Source organism: Methylobacterium sp. BI1, assembly GCF_056680125.1.
Genome location: NZ_CM155267.1, coordinates 3,065,085 through 3,082,585, shown reverse-complemented (window position 1 = coordinate 3,082,585; position 17,501 = coordinate 3,065,085). Strand labels below are relative to the sequence as shown.

Here is a 17,501-nt window from a genome sequence, read left to right as displayed (position 1 = left end):
GCGGCCCGTCAGGTGGCGGGGATCGCGGCGGCCATCGCCCGGTGGCGGGCCGGGCTCGGGGCGGTGGGGACGGGCGCCTCCGCGAGCACCTCGTCCGGCTCGTCGAGGCTGTCGAGGTCGGGCTGGATGCGCCCGTCGAGGACGGCGCGGGCATGGGCGAGGTCGATCTTGCCCTCCCAGCGGGCGATCACCAGGGTCGCGACCATGTTGCCGATGGCGTTGGTGATGCAGCGCAGCTCGTTGAGGATGCGGTCGACGCCGATGATCAGCGCGATGCCGGCGACGGGCAGGAGCTGGGACGCCTGCAGGGTGGCGGCGAGCACGAACAGGATGGCCCCGGCGACCCCGGCGACGCCCTTCGAGGTCACCAGCGCGATGGCGAGGATCCCGAGCTCCTGCTCCCAGGTGAGCGGGATGTTGAGCGCCTGGGCGATGAAGCCGATCGCCATGGTCAGGTAGATGCACGAGCCGTCCATGTTGAAGGACAGGCCCGCCGGCATCACCAGGCCGGTGACGCCCTTCTCGACGGAGAGCCCGCCGAGCTTGGCCATCAGGCGCGGCAGGACCGATTCCGTGCTGGTCGTGCCGAGCAGGATGAACATCTCCTCGCGGACATAGAGGAATAGCTTCCACAGGCTCAGGCCCACGTAGAACCGCATCACGCCGCCGAGGAACAGCACGATGAACACGAAGAAGGTCAGGTAGAGGGACAGGATCAGCAGCCCGTACTGGGCCAGGATGCCGAGGCCGAACTTGCCGATGGTGAAGGCCATGGCCCCGAACGCCCCGATGGGGGCGAAGTGCATGATGATGCCGACGACCTTCATCAGGATGTCGCCGAAGGCGTGGATGACCTTGAGGGGGAACTGCCCCTTCGGACCCATGGCGGCGAGGCCCATCCCCACCAGCACGGAGAAGAACATCACCTGCAGGAGGTCGCCCTTGGCAAAGGCGTCGACGGCGCTGTGCGGGATGATGTTGGCGATGATCTCCATCACGCTCTGGGCGTGGGCCTTGCCGGCGATGGTGGCGACGCTCTTGGCGTCCAGGCTCTCCACCGTGGCGTTGATGCCGTCGCCCGGCCGGAGGAGGTTGACGAAGAGGAGGCCGGCACCGAGGGCCACGGTGGTCGAGACCTCGAAGTACACGAGGGTCTTCAGGCCCATGCGGCCGACGCTCTTCATGTCGCCCACATGGGCGATGCCGACCACCACCGTGCAGAAGATCACCGGCCCGACGACCATCTTGATCAGGTTGATGAACATGTCGCCGAGGATCTTCAGGCCGACGGCGAAGTCGGGGGCCAGCACGCCCACGACGATGCCGAGGGCGATGCCGATCAGGACCTGGCCGTAGATCGACCGCAAAAATCGTATGGGCACTAACCGCATTGGCGCGACCCGCATTGGCGTTCCTCCCACGCGCGCTTCGAACGGAATGCGCCGCTGTGCGGTCTTCATCCCTTCGCGAAAAATTCCGCCTTCGCGAAAGTTCCGCCTCCGCGAAAAACCCCGATGGCGTCGGGGCGTCCCGCCGCGTTCCGGTCCGGAACGCGGCGGGAGAGGCGGCGCCGGTCAGGCGCTCCGGTACAGCTTCGTCATCACGAACTCGCGGTGACCGAGGGATTCGGCGGCCGTGAGCCGTCCGTTCGCGGTCCGCACCACCATGTCGATCAGGGCGTCGCCGGCCTGCGGGATGGTCATCTCCCGGGTGAGCACGCCCGAGACGTCGACGTCGATGTGCTCGCCCATGGTACGCACCGTGCGCGGGTTACCGGTGATCTTGATCACCGGGACGATCGGGTTGCCGATGACGTTGCCCTGGCCGGTGGGGAAGGTGTGGACCACGTAGCCCGCCGCCGCCATCAGGGTCACGCACTCGGCCGCCGCCGAGGAGGTGTCCATGTAGTACAGGCCCGGCCCCTTGGCGGGGGACTCGGCCGGCTGCAGCGCGTCGATGTAGCGGCAGTCGTGGCCGATCTTCTCGAGGTTGCCCAGCGCCTTCTCCTCGATGGTGCTCAGGCCGCCGAGGATGTTGCCCTTGGTCGGCTGGGAATCCGAGAGGTCGTCGGTCTTGTGGGCCTCGATGACGTCGTCCTGGTAGGACTTCCACATGGCGAACCACTTGTCGCCGATCTCCGGCGTGGCGGCGCGCTCGCGGCAGAGGTGCTCGGCGCCGGTGATCTCCGACGTCTCGCCGAACACCCCGTAGACCCCCTGCGGGATCAGCTTGTCGTAGAGGTTGCCCACGGTGGGGCAGGAGGACAAGCCGGTGGTGGTGTCGGACTCGCCGCACTTGGTCGAGATCCAGAGGTCCGAGATCGGGCATTCCTCGCGGGGCAGCTCGGTGGCCCACTGCACGAAGCGCTTGGCCTGGTAGCTCGCCTTGGCGATGGTGGCGATGTCGCCATGCCCCTCGATGCCGAAACCGACCACGGGCTTGCCGGTCTTGGCGATGCCCTCGACGATCCGGTTGGTCCACTGGTCCTCGATGCCGATCACCACCACGGCGGCGACGTTCGGGTTGGAGCCGATGCCGATCAGGGTGCGGAAGTGGAGCTCGAGATCCTCGCCGAACTGCAGGCGGCCATAGGCGTGGGGCAGGGCCATCGTGCCCTTGACGGTGTTGGCGACCGCCTCGCAGGAGGCGTTCGAGAGATCGTCCAGGGGCAGGAGGACGACGTGGTTGCGCACGCCGACGCGGCCGTTCTCGCGGCGCCAGCCCATGAAGGTGGCGGCCTTGATGTCCGCCGAGGGGCGGGCGGCGCCGAGGGCGCCGGTGGCGAACTGGTCGGGGGCTCCGCCGACGAAGGGGGAGGTGGTCTCGGGGGCGTTCATGATGGTCTCTCCGGGCATCGCGACCTCACCAGCGCTTCGTCTTGAGGTTCTGGACATGGACGTGTTCGCCCTTGGCGACGTCCTTGATGATCTTGCCGATGTCCTGGCCGTACTTGATGGCCGTATCGCCGGCCTTCAGGTCGGTGAGCGCCACCTTGTGGCCGATCGGGATGTCGTGGCGGACATGCACCGCGAAGGTCGAATCGTTCTCGGTGATGACGCCGAACGCATCGGTGTCGGCACTCAGACCCTCGATGACCGCGACGGCGACGTTGTCCAGCGGGCTGTGGGCGAGCAGGTGCGGCTTCGTCCGCCCCTCGCCCGATCCGGCGTGGCTGTTCATTCCGAGATCCTCCTTGGTGAAGCCGTCGGCTCTTTGCGGCGACTGAGTCTTATATAAGACATGAGATTTTCCGGCGTCAATCCGGAAGGCGCCCGCGGCGCGCCCAGGGGACCCGATCGGAGGGATCCCCCTGTACGAATCACGCTGCCGGTGCCCCCGATTACCCGTGTCAGGCGGCGTCCCGGCCGGCGTCGGCTTGATCCGGTCGTAATCTTATATAAGACATAAATGCTCACGGCGCGTGGTCCGGCCGGCCCGCCTTCCGACGATCCCCCGAGACCGAGACGCAGCGTGAGCGAGACCCTCCAGATCGTCCTGTGCCTCGCCTGCGCCGGCCTCATCTCGGGCCTGACGGGCTTCGCCTTCGCCCTGGTGGCCTCCGGCACCCTGCTGTCGATCCGGGCGCCGGTCGAGGCGACGGCCCTGGTGCTGACCTGCAGCATCCTCTCGCAGGCCCTGTCGGTGATCCGGCTGCGGACCCTGCCGCCGCGGGCGACGGCCCTGGCGATGATCGGCCCCGGCCTGCTCGGGGCGCCGATCGGCATCTACCTCCTCAACGATCTCAACCCCGCCCTGATCAAGGTGCTGATCGGGGTCTTCCTGATCCTCTACAGCGCCGGGGTGGCGCTGCTGCGCAGCGACTTCCGGGTCTCGTTCGGCAACGCCTGGAGCGACGGCGCCGTGGGCTTCCTCGGCGGCATCCTCGGCGGCATCGCCGGACTGTCGGGCGCGCTCCCCACCGCCTGGAGCCTGGTGCGCGGCTGGGAACCGCGCATGCAGCGGGCGGTCTACCAGAGCTTCACCCTGGTGCTGCAGGTCTGGTCCCTGGCGATCCTGGCCGTGCTCAACCCGTTCCCGCCCGAGCTCCTCGGCGACCTCGCCCTCGGCCTTCCCATCGTCCTCGTCAGCGTGCTGGCCGGGCTGTCGCTGTTCGCGCAGATCGACCAGCGTCGGTTCCGCACCCTCGTCCTGGCGCTGCTCGCCGCCATCGGCGTCACCACCACCGCCCTGGCGCTCCCCGGCCTGCTGACCTGAGGCAGCCTCCGGACGGCGGAGACGTCGGCCCGCGAAGCGATCCGGCCGCCGTGGGATTCGTCGCCCGGGCGCCCGTTTAGATCTGCGCGCATCACGCAAAATTGTTGACCTTATGCGCATTATGCGCAGAATGAGCGAATCGCTGCGGTCGACTCCCGGTCACAGGCGACGAAAATAATCGTCAAACGCAAAAAAATTGCGCGAAACGCGCACGGAGGAGACGCACATGCAGATTCCGATCAAGCGGGCCATCGAGGCGGTGCCCGGCGGCATGATGGTGGTGCCGCTCCTGGCCGGCGCCCTGATCGCCACCTTCTTTCCCGGCACCCCGAAGCTGTTCGGCTCGTTCACGGGCGCGCTCTTCTCCGGCGCCCTGACGATCCTGGCGGTCTTCTACGTCTGCATGGGCGCCAGCATCGACTTCCGCGCGACGCCCTACATCATGAAGAAGGGCGGCACCCTGCTGATCGTGAAGGTCGGCATCGCCATCCTGCTGGGGCTGGTCTTCGGACAGGTCCTCGGCGAGGCGCCCGTCGCGGCCGGCATGTTCGCGGGCCTCTCCACCCTGGCGGTGGTCGCCTCCATGAACGACACCAACGGGGGCCTCTACATGGCGCTGATGGGCCAGTACGGCCGTCCCCGCGACGTTGGGGCCTACACCGTGATGTCCCTGGAGAGCGGGCCCTTCCTCACCATGGTGACCCTCGGGGTGGCCGGGCTCTCGGCCTTTCCCTGGCAGACCCTGGTGGGCGCGATCCTGCCGCTCCTCGTCGGCATGATCATCGGCAACCTCGACCGGGAGATGCGCGCCTTCCTGAGCCGGGCGATCCCCGTGATGATCCCGTTCTTCGCCTTCGCCCTCGGGGCCGGCCTCGACCTGACCAAGGTCTGGCAGGCGGGCCTGCTCGGCCTCGCCATGGGCGTCGCCGTGGTGGTCGTCACCGGCATCCCGCTGTTCTTCGCCGACCGGCTGACGGGCGGGACCGGCGTCGCCGGGATCGCGGCGGCCTCGACGGCGGGCAACGCCGCCGCGGTGCCGGCGATCGTCGCCTCGGCCAACCCGGCCTATGCCGACGCCGCCGGACCGGCGACGATCCTGGTGGCGGCCTGCGTCGTCGTGACGGCGATCCTGGTGCCGATCGCCACCGCCTGGGCCTCCCGGCGCTTCGGCGGCGGTGAGGCCGGGGGCGAGGCCGAGCTGGAGGCCGGGACCGGGAGCCCGGAGCCCGTCGCGCCCGCGCAGCCCGTCGCCGGCCGCTGACATGACCGCCGCCGATTCGGCCCGCCGCTGGCTCATCCTCGCCGACGACCTGACGGGGGCGGCCGACTGCGCCATCGCCTTCGGGCGGCGCGGCCTCGACGCGGCGGTGACCTGGGGGGAGGCGACGGGCGTCGCCGACCGGGACCTCGCGGTGCTGGCCTACGACGCCGACAGCCGCGGCCTGTCCGGGGAGGCGGCGGCGGCACGCCACGCCGCCCTGCTGGCGCGCTGGTTCGGCCCGGACCGGGTCCTGTTCAAGAAGATTGATTCGACCCTCCGGGGCCAGCCCGCCGCCGAGACCGCCGCCACCCTGGCCGTCCTGGCGGCCCGGGCCGGGTCCGCCTTCGGGATCTGCGCCCCGGCCTTCCCGGCCACGGGCCGGACCACCCTGGGGGGCCGGGTCCGGGTCGACGGCCGCCCCCTGGAGGCGGCGGAGGTCTGGCGGCGCGATCACACCTACGCCAGCGCCGACCTCGGGGCCGTCCTCGCCAGCGCGGGAATCCGCAGCGAGACGGTGCCGCTCGCGGCCGTGCGCGGGCCGGACCTCGGCGCCGCCCTCGCCCGGATCGCCGCCGCGGGGCCGGCGGTCGCGGTCTGCGACGCCGAGACCGAGGCCGATCTCGACAGGATCGCGGCGGCGGGCCTGTCCATCGCCCCGGCCCCCTTCTTCATCGGCAGCGCCGGCCTCGCCCACGCGCTCGCCGCCCTCCCGGCGGCACCGGCGATCCAGCCCCCGTCCCACGCGCCAAGCCGCTTCGGCAGCCTGATCGTGGTCGGCTCGCTGGCGGCCGCCAGCCGCGCGGCCGCCCGCAGGCTTGCCGGATGCGACGGCGTCACCCACCTGCCCGCGGACCCCGGGACGCTGCTCGCGGACGGCCCGGACCGGGCCGCCTTCGCCGACCGCGTCGCCGCCATCCTCGAAGCCGGCGGCGACGCCCTGGTGGAGATCACCACTGCGGGCGAGCCCGACATGACCCTCGGCCCGCGCCTGGCCCGGGGCCTCGCCGAGGCCCTCGACCCGGTGGCGCACCGGATCGGCGCCGTCGCGGCCACCGGCGGCGAGACCGCCGCGGCGCTGCTGGCGCGCTTCGGCGTCGACGGCATCCGCCTCGTCGACGAGATCGAGCCGGGGGTCTCCCTCGGCCTGACCCTGGGGCGCCTCACCGTGCCGGTCGCCACCAAGGCCGGCGCCTTCGGCGACGCCGACTCCCTCATCCGCATTCGCGAGCGCCTGCGCGCCGCCCGAACCGAAGGACGCTTCTCATGACCGGCCCCAGCTCCACCCGCCCGACACTGGCGATCACCATGGGCGATCCCGCCGGCATCGGGCCGGAGATCATCATGAAGGCCCTGGGACACGCCGACGTCCAGGCGACGTGCCGGCCCCTGGTCATCGGCGACGCCGAGCGCCTGCGGCAGGCCGGCCGGATCGTCGGTTCGGGCCTGACGGTCGATGCCCTGTCGGCAGCCGGGGAGGCGGATTTCGAGACCGGCGCGGTGCAGTGCCTCGACCTCAAGGTCGTGCCCGCCGACCTGCCGTTCGGGCAGGTCTCGCCGGTCGCGGGGGAGGCGGCCTACCGCTACATCGAGACGGCCGTGGCGGTGGTGCAGGCCGGGCAGGCGCAGGGCATCTGCACCGCGCCCCTGTCCAAGGAGGCGCTCCACGCCGCCGGCCACAAGTATCCAGGCCACACCGAGCTCCTCGCCCACCTCACGGGCACGCCGGAGGTCTCGATGATGCTGGTCTCGCCCAAGCTGCGGGTGATCCACGTCACCACCCATATCGGCCTCCTCGACGCCATCGCGAAGATCGAGCCCGGCCTCGTCGAGCGCGTCATCGCCCGCGGCCAAGCCGTACTGGTGAAGGCCGGCATCGCCGACCCCAAGATCGGCGTCTGCGCCATCAATCCCCATGCGGGCGAGAACGGCCTGTTCGGGCGCGGCGAGGAAGCGGAGAAGATCGCCCCGGCCATCGCGGCCTGCCGGGCCAAGGGCTGGGACGTGCGCGGGCCGCTGCCCGCCGACACGCTGTTCTTCCTCGCCGGGCGCGGCGACTACGACATGGTGGTGGCCATGTATCACGATCAAGGCCACGGCCCGATCAAGGTCCTGGGGCTCGAGGCGGGGGTGAACATCACCGTGGGCCTGCCGGTGATCCGCACCTCCGTCGACCACGGCACGGCCTTCGACATCGCCGGCACGGGGATCGCGGACGAGCGCAGCCTGATCGAGGCCCTGCGCCAGGCCGTCGACCTCGCGCCGAAATCGATCGCCGCCTGAGGCTGCGCCCCGCCCGCGGCGCGGCCGCCGGTCCGGGCGAAACGCCCTGGCCAGCGGCTGCGACCTCGGCCATGACGAGGGACCGAAGCCGGGAGAGCCACGAACCCATGTCGATGCGCAGCCAGGAGCGTCGGGCGTTGCTGCTGGAGGCGCTGAGCGTCGGCGAGATCGACGTCGACGACGTCGCGGCCCGCCTGAACGTCTCCGCCTCCACGGTCCGGCGCGACCTCCAGCACCTCTCCGCCACCCGGGCCGTGCGCCGGACCTATGGCGGGGCGATCCTGACCCGGCACCCACCCGAGACCACCCTGACGGAACGGCTGGCGGTGAACGGCGCCGAGAAGCGGGCGATCGCCCGGGCCGCCCTCGACCTCGTGGCGGACGGAGACACGCTGATCCTCGATGCTGGCTCGACGGTGGCGGCCTTCGGCCAGCTCCTGGCCAAGCGGCGCCTGCGGATCATCACCAACAACCTCGCGCTGCTGCCCTTCCTGGCCGAGGCCCCGGGCCTCGAGCTCGTCGTCCTCGGGGGGGCGCTGCGGGCCACCAGCATGAGCACCGTCGGCCCCCTCGCCATCGAGGCCCTGCGCCTGATGACGGCGGACCGGGCGATCGTCAGCGCCGACGGCGTCGTGGCCGGACGCGGCCTGTGCGAGGCGAGCCTCGACCAGGTCGCCCTCAAGTCCCTGATGATGCGTCAGGCGCGCGAGGTGATCGTGCTGGCCAATGCGGGCAAGCTCGGCCGGGCCGAGCAGACCGCCTGGGCGCCGCTGCCGCGCGACTGGACCCTGGTGACGGATTCGCCCGAGCCGCGCGAGCAGCTGCGGCGCCTGGCCGAGGCCGGCGCCCGGATCCACGTGGCCCCCGGACCGGCCCCCGACCGGGACGGCTGATCCGGGCTCCGCCCGGTCAAGGCGGTGCCGGGATCGACGGGCCTGCGCGGCGCTCGAGCGAAGCTCCGATCCGCCGCCCCGACGGAAGCGAACGGGATTGGGTCCGCGGCGCGCGCCGGCTACCGCCGCACCCTCCGTCCGGGCTAGGATCGGCCGATCCTGGGCCGGAGGCCGGACGCGTGACCCGACGCCTGATGAAGTTCCTCCACACGATGGGGTCGACCGGCCTGCTGGGCGCGATGGCGGCCCTCGTCGTCATGCTCGCCGCGGCGCCGCCGCCGAGCGCCCTCGACGGCTACGCCGCGGCCCGGGCCGCCATGGGCGCGGTCGCCACCTGGATCGTCCTGCCGAGCCTGGCGCTGACCCTGGTCTCCGGCCTGCTGGCCATGACCCTGAACCGCGGCTTCCTCAACGCCGGCTGGGCCTGGCTGAAGCTCGCCACCGGCGTGCTGATGTTCGAGGGCGTGCTCGTCTACGTGCAAGGCCCGATGCGCCAGGAGGCCGAGCAGAGCGCCCTGGCGCTGGCGGGCCGGGTCGATCCCGCCACCCTGGCAGCCACCCTCGGGCCGGAGCGCGCCACGCTCTGGGTGTTGCTGGCCGTGGCCACGGCGAACGTCGCCCTGGGCATCTGGCGGCCGCGGCTCCTGCGCCTGCCCCGCTAGGGCATCGCGGCCGGGCGGCGATTTGGCCCCTCGCCGGAACGGGGCGAACCGAAAGTTTCTCCGGCGAGAAGTCTTTCCCGGTAAAAGCCGCCATCGCGGCAGGCACAGGACAGCATTACGCCCCGCCGCCAGCGATCAACTGGCGACTGGGCGCGTCCTGAACAGGAATCGTTCGGGGCAGGACTGGGTCCAAGGCCGTAAACGCGCCCGGCAACGGGTTTAATCCCGAAAAATCCCGCCCCACCGTAGAATTATTCTGCTTGCACGGGTCCGTGGCATACCAAATAATGCAGGTGTGCTGCCCGGCAAGTGGACCACAGGATTCGCCTCAGGCGTGCGGGCTGCAATCGAGCATTCCAATCGGGATCTTCAACACAACGCATCCCGTCCCAAGCAGAACGAGGAAACGAGCTCATGGCGATGACTGCTGCCGCGCCCCCCACGACGAAACCATCCGTCAATCGATGGTTGCAACTGATTCTCGGCGTCGCCTGCATGGTCGCCGCTGCCAATATACAATATGCCTGGACCCTCTTCGTTCCTGAAATCCAGAAGACCTTCGGGTGGGATCGCGCGGCGATCCAGGTCGCCTTCACGATCTTCGTCGTGGTCCAGACCTGGCTGACCCCGATCGAGGGCTACTTCATCGACAAGTACGGCCCGAGCCGCGTGGTGCTGTTCGGCGGCCTGATGACCGGCCTCGCCTGGGTGATCAATTCCTACGCCACCTCGCTCACCGGCTTCTATGCCGGATCGGTGGCGGGCGGCATCGGCGTCGGCTGCGTCTACGCCACCTGCATCAACAACGCCCTGAAGTGGTTCCCGGACAAGCGCGGCCTCGCGGTCGGCCTCACGGCGGGCGGCTACGGCGCGGGCTCGGCCCTGACCATCATCCCGATCGCCAACATGATCGCGCAGGGCAGCTACGCCCAAGCGTTCTTCACCTTCGGCCTGATCCAGGGCGGCATCATCATGCTGGCGGCCATCGGCCTGCGCGCCCCGGCCAAGGGCGAGGTCACCTTCTCCACGAAGGTGCTGCAGACCCGGCGGGACTACACCCTGCGCGAGGCCCTGCGCACGCCGGTCTTCTGGGTGATGCTGCTGATGTTCACCTGCACGGTGACGGGCGGCCTGATGGCGGTGGCCCAGCTCGGCGTCATCGCGCAGGATCTCGGCGTGAAGGAATTCCAGGTCAACCTGTACTTCTTCGCCATGGCCGCCTTGCCCTTCGCGCTGATGCTCGACCGGGTGATGAACGGCATTTCGCGCCCGCTCTTCGGCTACGTCTCCGACCGCATCGGCCGCGAGAAGACGATGTTCATCGCCTTCACCATGGAAGGCCTCGGCATCGTCGCGCTGGGCTACTTCGGCACCAACCCGTGGGCCTTCGTCATCCTCTCGGGCATCGTGTTCCTGGCCTGGGGCGAGGTCTACTCCCTGTTCAGCGCCACGGCGGCGGACACCTTCGGCTCCAAGCACATCGGCAAGATCTACGGCGTGCTCTACTGCGCCAAGGGCTTCGCCGCCCTCTTCGTGCCGGTGGGCAACCTGCTGATGCAGGCGACCGGCACCTGGGCGACGGTGCTCTACACCGTGGCGGTGATGGACCTCATCGCGGCCTTCCTCGCCATCGCGGTGCTGCGGCCGATGCTGAAGCGCCACCACGCCGCGCAGGGCGTGGCCCAGCCGGCCGGCGTGCTGGCCCACGCCTGACCCGACCGCGCCCCGGCCCCCGGGCCGGGGCATCCCCCAGGCGCCCCGCCGCGCCCGGTCCGACGCGACGTCCCTCTCGAGCCGGGCCCGGTGCCCGGCTCGAAGCCGTCCGCACCCCGGACGGTCTCGGTCCGCCTTCCACCGGCCAAGGTTCCATAGACGATTCCGAGCAAGGTTCCGTGCAAAGGTTGCCCGATGGTCCTCTCCGTCCTCCTCGCCCTCGTGAGTATTCCCTTCGCGTTCGTCGTGCTGCAGACGGCCGACTTCAATCGCGACGTCTTCACCGTGCTGTACGTGTCGTCCCTGGGCCTGGTCCTCTCGGCCATCCTGCTGGTCGGCGGCTACTACCTGCTGCCCCTGGCACCGATCGTCCCCGAGCCGGTGCACCGCTAGGCGCAGGTCTTCGCAGGTCTTCGGCCCCTGCCATCCAGTCGTCGAGACCGGCCACGGCTGCATGCCCGCCTTGCTGTATGTGGCATGCCAAATTCCTTTGTGCAGCGCGATAAGAGACCGTCGCACTGCACCCGGGATCCCACCATGCTCACCATGTTCGTTCTCGGAATGGCCGCCGTCGCCATCGGCCCGATGCTGGCCCTGCTGCTCGACGAGGAGGCCACGGGACCGGCCGCCGCCGATACGGGCTCGGCCGGCATGTTCGTCGCGCTCAACGACAACGCCCTGCCGCCGGCCCGCCGCGCCGCCTGATCGGGGCCGCGCCACCCGCGACATCGACCCGCCCGACGGCCGTCGCGGCGGGTTTTTTCATGGGCGGCTTCGTAAGGGCGTCACAGAGGTCGTCCTGGGCCGGCCCCGGGCGGACGGCGTCAGGGCGTTCTGGGGGGCTTCGCCGCGGCGGCGCGGGCTGGCCGCGCCGGCTTGGCGACCGCCGCCGCCGCGGTCGAATCCTCGATCGTGAGACCCCCGCTCGCATCGTCGAGCACCGGGATCAGGTCGAGGCTGAGGGCGGAGCGCGCGCCGTCCCCGCGCGCCGGGGTCGCCGGCGGGGCGGCGGGGGCCGGACCAGGCGCAGCGCGAGCCGGTCCGGGCTCGACCCCGGCTCCCGCCGTCGCGACCGGCCCCCTGGCGGGCGCCGAGGGAGCCGCCGGGGCAGCAGTCGGGGGCTCGGCCGCGACTCGTGCGACCGGCTCGGCGGCCCAGACCCGGGCGGCGGCGGGCGCCTCGTCCATGACCGGGGGGGGCGCCTTCACCGTGAAAACCAGGAGGATCGGCAGGCCGAGCCCGGCCACCAGGGCGAGGCCCGCGAGGGCGCCCGAGCGCATGCCGCGCAGGATCGGATGCGGCGCCGCCTCGGAGATCGAGCGCAGCGGTCCGATCCGGTGCCGGGGGGTGCGGCGCCACCGCCGGGGCGGGGTGGGGCGGCGGGACAGGCCTTCGGAAGACTCCACGCCCATGACACAGCGTTGCGAGACCGGGACATTCCGGCAATGCAAAAGTGTTCGCCTACCGATACCGACAAATCAACATCTTTTGTCAGTGAAGCGTCGACCGAGACCGGCAAAGCTCTGTTTTCGTGCAGATCAGGCGCCCGCCGCCTCCCGGTCGACCAGCCAGACCAGGCGGCCAACACTGCGCAGGTGCCGGGCGGGCAGGTCTTCGCCGCGGGCGAGTCGGCGTAGGGGCTCCTGCTTCCCGGCCCCCGTCACGAGGACCAGGGTCTCCCGGGCCGAGGCGAGGGCCGGAAAGGTGAGGGTGATGCGCGGCACGAAGGGAGCGAGCCCCGCCTCCGGCACCGGCGCCGTCCAGGCGTGCCGCTCGGCCAGGGCCGGCTTGGCCGGAAACAGCGAGGCGGTGTGCCCGTCCTCGCCAAGGCCGAGGAGGACGAGGTCGAACAGGGGCCGGGCGGGATCGAGGACGGCGGCGCCGTAGAAGGCCCGCAGGGCCTCGGCATAGGCGCGCGCGCCGGCCTCCGGGGTTCCGCCCGTCTCCATCCCGTGCAGGTGGCCGTCCGGGATCGGCGCGTCGCCGAAGGCTTCCCGCGCCATGCGGACGTTGCTGGCCGCATCCGTCCACGGCACCATCCGGTCGTCGCCGAAGAACCAGTGCAGGCGCGCCCAGGGCAGCTGCGCCCGGTAGTCCGGGCCGCTTAGCCGGGCATAGAGGCGTTTCGGGGTCGAGCCGCCGGAGAGGCAGACCGCGATGTCCGGGCGCGGCGCCGATCGGCACAGGGCGACGAGGTGTTCGGCGGCGGCCTCCGCCACCGCGTCGGCATCGGGCAGGATCTCGGCGGCTTCGGGCAGGGGGATCATCGGCGCGGAACCTCCGGGCGGGCCGGCGAGAAACCGGGGCGGCAGGGCAGGGGTCCGGGGAACGCCCCCCGGACATGCGGAAACCCGCCGTGGGGCTATTTCGGTTCCTGGTGGCCGCCGAAGCCCTTGCGCATGGCCGAGAGCAGCTTGTCGGCGTAGCTCGCCTCCTCGCGGGAGCGGAAGCGCGCGTAGAGGGCCGCCGAGAGCACGTTGGCCGGCACGGATTCCTCGATGGCGGCGTTCAGGGTCCAGCGTCCCTCGCCCGAATCGGCGACGAAGCCGGAGAAGTCCTCCAGGCGCTCGTCCTGGGCCAGGGCCCCGGCGGTGAGGTCGAGGAGCCAGGACGAGACCACGCTGCCGCGGCGCCAGACCTCGGCGATGTCGCCGATGTTGAGCTGGAAGCGCTGGGCCTCGGGCAGGTCCTCGGAATCGGCGTGCCGGAGGATGTCGAAGCCTTCGGCATAGGCCTGCATCAGGCCGTACTCGATGCCGTTATGGACCATCTTGACGAAGTGGCCAGCCCCGCTCGGGCCGGCATGGATGTAGCCGGCCTCCGCCCGGGGATCGCGGCCCTCGCGGCCCGGGGTCTTCGGGATGGTGCCGATGCCGGGCGCCAGGGTGCGGAAGATCGGGTCGAGGCGCTCCAGGGCGGCGCCGTCGCCGCCGATCATCATGCAGTAGCCGCGCTCCAGGCCCCAGACGCCGCCGGAGGTGCCGACGTCGACGTAGTGGATACCGGCGCCCTTTAGGGCGGCGGCGCGGCGGATGTCGTCCTTGTAGAAGGAATTGCCGCCGTCGATGATGACGTCGTCCGCGGCCATCAGGCCGCCGAGGCTCGTCACCGTGGCCTCGGTGATGGCGCCCGCCGGAAGCATCACCCAGGCGGCGCGGGGCGCGGAGAGCTTGGCGACGAAGTCCTCGAGGCTGTCCGCCCCCGTGGCGCCCTCCGCCACCAGGGCGGCGACCGCCTCCGGGTTCTGGTCGAAGACCACCGCCTGGTGGCCGTCCCGCAGGAGCCGGCGGACGATGTTGCCGCCCATCCGGCCGAGGCCGATCATGCCGAGTTGCATCCGTGTCTCCCGTGCCCGCGACGGCGCACCGGACTCGCGCCCGGCCGTCGCACGCTCCCTCGCGAGCAGGGCTATCGCATTTGGCCCGCCAGGGCGAGGCGGCGGTGCGGCCGCCGCCCCTGCGTCCGGCGCGCGGGTCTCCCCCTTGCCGGACGCCGTCGCCGCCCTCAGGCGGAGGTCGGCCCGACGCCGGGCTCGGCCAGGACCGGGCTGGCGCCGACCTCGGCCGCCTGCGCCTCGACCACGGCGGCGGCCGTGACGTTGACGATGCCGCGGGCCGTCACCGACGGCGACAGGATGTGGGCGGGCTTGGCCGGGCCGATGAGCAGGGGCCCGACGGGCAGGGCGTCGGCCAGCACCTTGGCGAACTGGAAGGCGATGTTGGCCGCATCCAGGTTCGGCAGGATCAGCACGTTCGCCGCGCCCTTCAGGCGCGAGGCCGGCATCACGCGGTCGCGGATCAGCTCCGACAGGGCGGAATCGGCCTGCATCTCGCCGTCGACCTCGAGGTCCGAGCGGCGCTCGCGGATCAGGCCCAGGGCGGTGCGCATCTTCACCGCCGAGCGCGAATCCGACTGGCCGAAATCCGAGTGGCTGAGGAGCGCGATCTTCGGGGTCAGGCCAAAGCGGCTGACGTGCTCGGCGCAGGCCACGGCGACGTCGGCGATCTCCTCCGCGCTGGGATCCGGCCGCACGTGGGTGTCGGCGAGGAAGTAGGCGCCCTCCTTGGTGACGATCAGGCTCATGGCGGCGAAGTCGAGCACGCCCGGCGCGAGGCCGATCACGTCGCGGATCACCCGCAGGCGGGTCTCGAAGCGGCCCTCGAGGCCGCAGATCAGCGCGTCCGCCTCGCCGCGGCGCACCGCGATGGCGCCGATCACCGTGTTGTTGGTGCGCACCAGGGTGCGGGCGGCGTCCGGCGTGATGCCGCGCCGTCCGGCGGCCTCCAGGTAGGTCGCGACGTAGTCGCGGTAGCGCGGATCGTCCTCGGGATCGATCAGGTCGAAATCGACGCCCTGCTTGAGGGAGAGGCCGAAGCGCTTGATCCGGGTCTCGATCACCCGGGGCCGGCCGACGAGGATCGGGCGCGCGACCTTGTCCTCGCAGATCGCCTGGGCGGCGCGCAGCACGCGCTCGTCCTCGCCCTCGGTGTAGATGACCCGCTTGGGGTTCTCCTTCGCCTTGGAGAAGATCGGCTTCATGATGAAGCCCGAGCGGTGGACGAAGCGGTCAAGGCTGTCGGTGTAGGCCTGGACGTTCTCCAGGGGCCGGCCGGCGACGCCCGAATCCATCGCGGCCTGGGCCACGGCGGGGGCGATGCGCAGGATCAGGCGCGGGTCGAACGGGCTCGGGATCAGCGAGCGCGGGCCGAAGGGCCGGGCCTCGCCGCCATAGGCGCGGGCGACCACGTCGGAGGGCGTCTCGCGGGCCAGCGCCGCGATCGCCTTCACGGCCGCCTGCTTCATCTCCTCGTTGATCGAGGTGGCGCCGACGTCGAGGGCACCGCGGAAGATGTAGGGGAAGCACAGGACGTTGTTGACCTGGTTGGGGAAGTCCGAGCGCCCGGTGCAGATCATCGCGTCGGGGCGCTTCTCCTGCGCGAGGTCCGGCATGATCTCGGGGTAGGGGTTGGCCAGCGCCATGATCAGCGGCTTGTCGGCCATCTTCTCCAGGTATTCGGGCTTCAGGACGCCGCCTGCCGAGAGGCCGATGAACACGTCGGCGCCGGGGATGACCTCGGCGAGCGTCCGGGCCTGGGTCTCCTGGGCGTAGACGTCCTTCCAGCGGTCCATCAGCTCGGTGCGGCCCTTGTAGACCACGCCCTTGATGTCGGTGACGGTGATGTTCTCGACGCGGGCACCCAGCGACACCAGCAGGTTGAGGCAGGCCAGCGCCGCCGCACCGGCGCCCGAGGTGACGATGCGGACGTCGGAGAGCTGCTTGCCGGCGAGCTCCAGGCCGTTGAGGACGGCGGCCGCCACGATGATCGCGGTGCCGTGCTGGTCGTCGTGGAAGACCGGGATGTTCATCCGGGCCCGGCACTGCTCCTCGACCTCGAAGCACTCCGGCGCCTTGATGTCCTCGAGGTTGATGCCGCCGAAGGTGGGCTCCAGGGCGCAAACCACGTCGACGAGCTTGCCCACGTCGTGCTGGGCGACCTCGATGTCGAACACGTCGATGCCGGCGAACTTCTTGAACAGGACGGCCTTGCCCTCCATCACCGGCTTCGAGGCGAGTGGGCCGATGTCGCCGAGGCCGAGCACGGCGGTGCCGTTGGTGAGCACCGCGACGAGGTTCTGGCGGATGGTGAGGGTGGCGGCCTCCTGCGGATCCTCGTGGATCGCCATGCAGGCGGCGGCGACGCCGGGCGAGTAGGCCAGCGCCAGGTCGCGCTGGTTGCCGAGGGGCTTGGTCGCCTGGATCTCCAGTTTCCCGGGCCGCGGCAGTCGGTGATAGACGAGCGCTCCCGACTTGAGATCGTCGGACATATTGTCGCCCATGGTCGTCCTCCTGAGGATTGCGCGCTGCCCCGGCGTCGGAGCGCGTCTCCCATCATCGGCGGGATCTTCGCTGGGCGCTCCTGTTGCACCGGCTGCCGGATGGGCGCAACCCGCGCGCGGAGACCCGGATCGACCGTGCCCGCCCACCCTTTGGGCCGGTTTTCCCTTCGGCACAAACTCCTACGACGGGGCATTCCTGTCGCGTCCGGACCATGGCCCGGCGCTGACGATCGGCGCATTTTGTTCCATCGCGACGGGGATTGCGTTCCTGGCCGCCCCCGCGGACGCGCCCTCCGGACGGCCCGGCGTTGCGGCCCCGCGCCGAATCCCGTACCCGCTAGCGGTCCACACCGCACGACGTGAAACGATCCAAGGCCCGCGACGATGTCCGACACGCCCCCCGACCGCCTCGCTGTGAATCCCAACAGCCCGTACTACGACGAGAAGATGCTCGAGCGCGGCATCGGCATCCGCTTCAAGGGCGTCGAGAAGACCAACGTCGAGGAATACTGCGTCAGCGAGGGCTGGGTCCGCCTCTCGGCCGGCAAGACCCTGGACCGCGCCGGCAACCCGATGACGGTGAAGCTCAAGGGCCCCGTGGAGCCGTATTTTCGCGACGACGCACCGGCCGAGGGCTGA

General features: G+C 71.0%; 17 protein-coding genes. 10 read left to right on the top strand and 7 right to left on the bottom strand.

The window, feature by feature from the left end; translation table 11 throughout:
• Positions 1-8: 8 nt before the first annotated feature.
• The 3 genes from AC1MGR_RS14500 to AC1MGR_RS14490 form a co-directional block, all read right to left on the bottom strand.
• Positions 9-1,367 (bottom strand): cation:dicarboxylate symporter family transporter, encoded by a 1,359-nt coding sequence (locus tag AC1MGR_RS14500; protein ID WP_480232053.1) that lies wholly within the window; start codon positions 1,365-1,367, stop codon positions 9-11.
• 207 nt (positions 1,368-1,574) lie between these two features.
• Positions 1,575-2,837, bottom strand: a complete 1,263-nt coding sequence (locus AC1MGR_RS14495; protein ID WP_480232052.1) for a UxaA family hydrolase — start codon at positions 2,835-2,837, stop codon at positions 1,575-1,577.
• A 25-nt stretch (positions 2,838-2,862) separates the two neighbouring features.
• Complete coding sequence (locus AC1MGR_RS14490) at positions 2,863-3,180, bottom strand: UxaA family hydrolase (RefSeq protein WP_108036064.1); 318 nt, start codon at positions 3,178-3,180, stop codon at positions 2,863-2,865.
• 291 nt (positions 3,181-3,471) lie between these two features.
• Between AC1MGR_RS14490 and AC1MGR_RS14485 the strand changes: the two genes are divergently transcribed.
• The 9 genes from AC1MGR_RS14485 (at position 3,472) to AC1MGR_RS14445 (ending at position 11,729) form a co-directional block, all read left to right on the top strand.
• Positions 3,472-4,215, top strand: a complete 744-nt coding sequence (locus tag AC1MGR_RS14485) for a sulfite exporter TauE/SafE family protein (protein ID WP_480232051.1) — start codon at positions 3,472-3,474, stop codon at positions 4,213-4,215.
• Between the two features lie 226 nt (positions 4,216-4,441).
• Entirely contained in the window at positions 4,442-5,476 is a 1,035-nt protein-coding gene (locus AC1MGR_RS14480) for a 2-keto-3-deoxygluconate permease (protein WP_108036068.1), read from the top strand.
• A 1-nt stretch (position 5,477) separates the two neighbouring features.
• The gene (locus AC1MGR_RS14475) at positions 5,478-6,743 is read left to right on the top strand and encodes a four-carbon acid sugar kinase family protein (protein ID WP_480232050.1); all 1,266 of its coding nucleotides are present in this window, start codon (positions 5,478-5,480) and stop codon (positions 6,741-6,743) included.
• Positions 6,740-7,756 (top strand): 4-hydroxythreonine-4-phosphate dehydrogenase PdxA, encoded by a 1,017-nt coding sequence (gene pdxA, locus AC1MGR_RS14470; RefSeq protein WP_480232049.1) that lies wholly within the window; start codon positions 6,740-6,742, stop codon positions 7,754-7,756. The genes AC1MGR_RS14475 and pdxA overlap by 4 nt, the downstream gene beginning before the upstream one ends.
• A 107-nt stretch (positions 7,757-7,863) precedes the next feature.
• Positions 7,864-8,649 carry a DeoR/GlpR family DNA-binding transcription regulator gene (locus AC1MGR_RS14465; protein WP_480232048.1) on the top strand — a complete coding sequence of 262 codons (786 nt, stop codon included), beginning with the start codon at positions 7,864-7,866 and terminating at the stop codon, positions 8,647-8,649.
• 194 nt (positions 8,650-8,843) lie between these two features.
• The gene (locus tag AC1MGR_RS14460) at positions 8,844-9,311 is read left to right on the top strand and encodes a hypothetical protein (RefSeq protein WP_480234802.1); all 468 of its coding nucleotides are present in this window, start codon (positions 8,844-8,846) and stop codon (positions 9,309-9,311) included.
• Between the two features lie 414 nt (positions 9,312-9,725).
• Complete coding sequence (oxlT, locus tag AC1MGR_RS14455) at positions 9,726-11,024, top strand: oxalate/formate MFS antiporter (RefSeq protein WP_480232047.1); 1,299 nt, start codon at positions 9,726-9,728, stop codon at positions 11,022-11,024.
• 195 nt (positions 11,025-11,219) lie between these two features.
• On the top strand, positions 11,220-11,417 hold the full coding sequence (locus tag AC1MGR_RS14450; protein WP_108036078.1) for a hypothetical protein: 198 nt from the start codon (positions 11,220-11,222) through the stop codon (positions 11,415-11,417).
• A 144-nt stretch (positions 11,418-11,561) separates the two neighbouring features.
• Positions 11,562-11,729, top strand: a complete 168-nt coding sequence (locus tag AC1MGR_RS14445) for a hypothetical protein (protein ID WP_480232046.1) — start codon at positions 11,562-11,564, stop codon at positions 11,727-11,729.
• A gap of 119 nt (positions 11,730-11,848) precedes the next feature.
• Here AC1MGR_RS14445 and AC1MGR_RS14440 read toward each other — a convergent pair whose 3' ends face one another.
• From AC1MGR_RS14440 to AC1MGR_RS14425, 4 genes are all read right to left on the bottom strand, one after another.
• Positions 11,849-12,430 (bottom strand): hypothetical protein, encoded by a 582-nt coding sequence (locus AC1MGR_RS14440; protein WP_480232045.1) that lies wholly within the window; start codon positions 12,428-12,430, stop codon positions 11,849-11,851.
• Positions 12,431-12,562: 132 nt separating this feature from the next.
• On the bottom strand, positions 12,563-13,291 hold the full coding sequence (gene pgl, locus AC1MGR_RS14435) for a 6-phosphogluconolactonase (protein WP_480232044.1): 729 nt from the start codon (positions 13,289-13,291) through the stop codon (positions 12,563-12,565).
• Between the two features lie 95 nt (positions 13,292-13,386).
• Positions 13,387-14,361 (bottom strand): phosphogluconate dehydrogenase (NAD(+)-dependent, decarboxylating), encoded by a 975-nt coding sequence (gene gnd, locus AC1MGR_RS14430; protein WP_480232043.1) that lies wholly within the window; start codon positions 14,359-14,361, stop codon positions 13,387-13,389.
• Positions 14,362-14,528: 167 nt separating this feature from the next.
• On the bottom strand, positions 14,529-16,862 hold the full coding sequence (locus AC1MGR_RS14425) for an NADP-dependent malic enzyme (RefSeq protein ID WP_480232042.1): 2,334 nt from the start codon (positions 16,860-16,862) through the stop codon (positions 14,529-14,531).
• Positions 16,863-17,246: 384 nt separating this feature from the next.
• Here AC1MGR_RS14425 and AC1MGR_RS14420 point away from each other — a divergent pair, with 384 nt between their 5' ends.
• A complete protein-coding gene (locus AC1MGR_RS14420; RefSeq protein WP_108036089.1) occupies positions 17,247-17,501 on the top strand; it encodes a DUF3297 family protein in 255 nt (84 codons plus the stop codon).

Bases quoted from the DNA above. Each gene is read 5' to 3' on its own strand.
- AC1MGR_RS14495 (WP_480232052.1), bottom strand. From the start codon at position 2,837: ATGAACGCCCCCGAGACCACCTCCCCCTTCGTCGGCGGAGCCCCCGAC.
- AC1MGR_RS14490 (WP_108036064.1), bottom strand. From the start codon at position 3,180: ATGAACAGCCACGCCGGATCGGGCGAGGGGCGGACGAAGCCGCACCTG.
- AC1MGR_RS14480 (WP_108036068.1), top strand. From the start codon at position 4,442: ATGCAGATTCCGATCAAGCGGGCCATCGAGGCGGTGCCCGGCGGCATG.
- AC1MGR_RS14475 (WP_480232050.1), top strand. From the start codon at position 5,478: ATGACCGCCGCCGATTCGGCCCGCCGCTGGCTCATCCTCGCCGACGAC.
- pdxA (WP_480232049.1), top strand. From the start codon at position 6,740: ATGACCGGCCCCAGCTCCACCCGCCCGACACTGGCGATCACCATGGGC.
- AC1MGR_RS14465 (WP_480232048.1), top strand. From the start codon at position 7,864: ATGTCGATGCGCAGCCAGGAGCGTCGGGCGTTGCTGCTGGAGGCGCTG.
- AC1MGR_RS14460 (WP_480234802.1), top strand. From the start codon at position 8,844: ATGAAGTTCCTCCACACGATGGGGTCGACCGGCCTGCTGGGCGCGATG.
- oxlT (WP_480232047.1), top strand. From the start codon at position 9,726: ATGGCGATGACTGCTGCCGCGCCCCCCACGACGAAACCATCCGTCAAT.
- AC1MGR_RS14450 (WP_108036078.1), top strand. From the start codon at position 11,220: ATGGTCCTCTCCGTCCTCCTCGCCCTCGTGAGTATTCCCTTCGCGTTC.
- AC1MGR_RS14445 (WP_480232046.1), top strand. From the start codon at position 11,562: ATGCTCACCATGTTCGTTCTCGGAATGGCCGCCGTCGCCATCGGCCCG.
- pgl (WP_480232044.1), bottom strand. From the start codon at position 13,291: ATGATCCCCCTGCCCGAAGCCGCCGAGATCCTGCCCGATGCCGACGCG.
- gnd (WP_480232043.1), bottom strand. From the start codon at position 14,361: ATGCAACTCGGCATGATCGGCCTCGGCCGGATGGGCGGCAACATCGTC.
- AC1MGR_RS14425 (WP_480232042.1), bottom strand. From the start codon at position 16,862: ATGGGCGACAATATGTCCGACGATCTCAAGTCGGGAGCGCTCGTCTAT.
- AC1MGR_RS14420 (WP_108036089.1), top strand. From the start codon at position 17,247: ATGTCCGACACGCCCCCCGACCGCCTCGCTGTGAATCCCAACAGCCCG.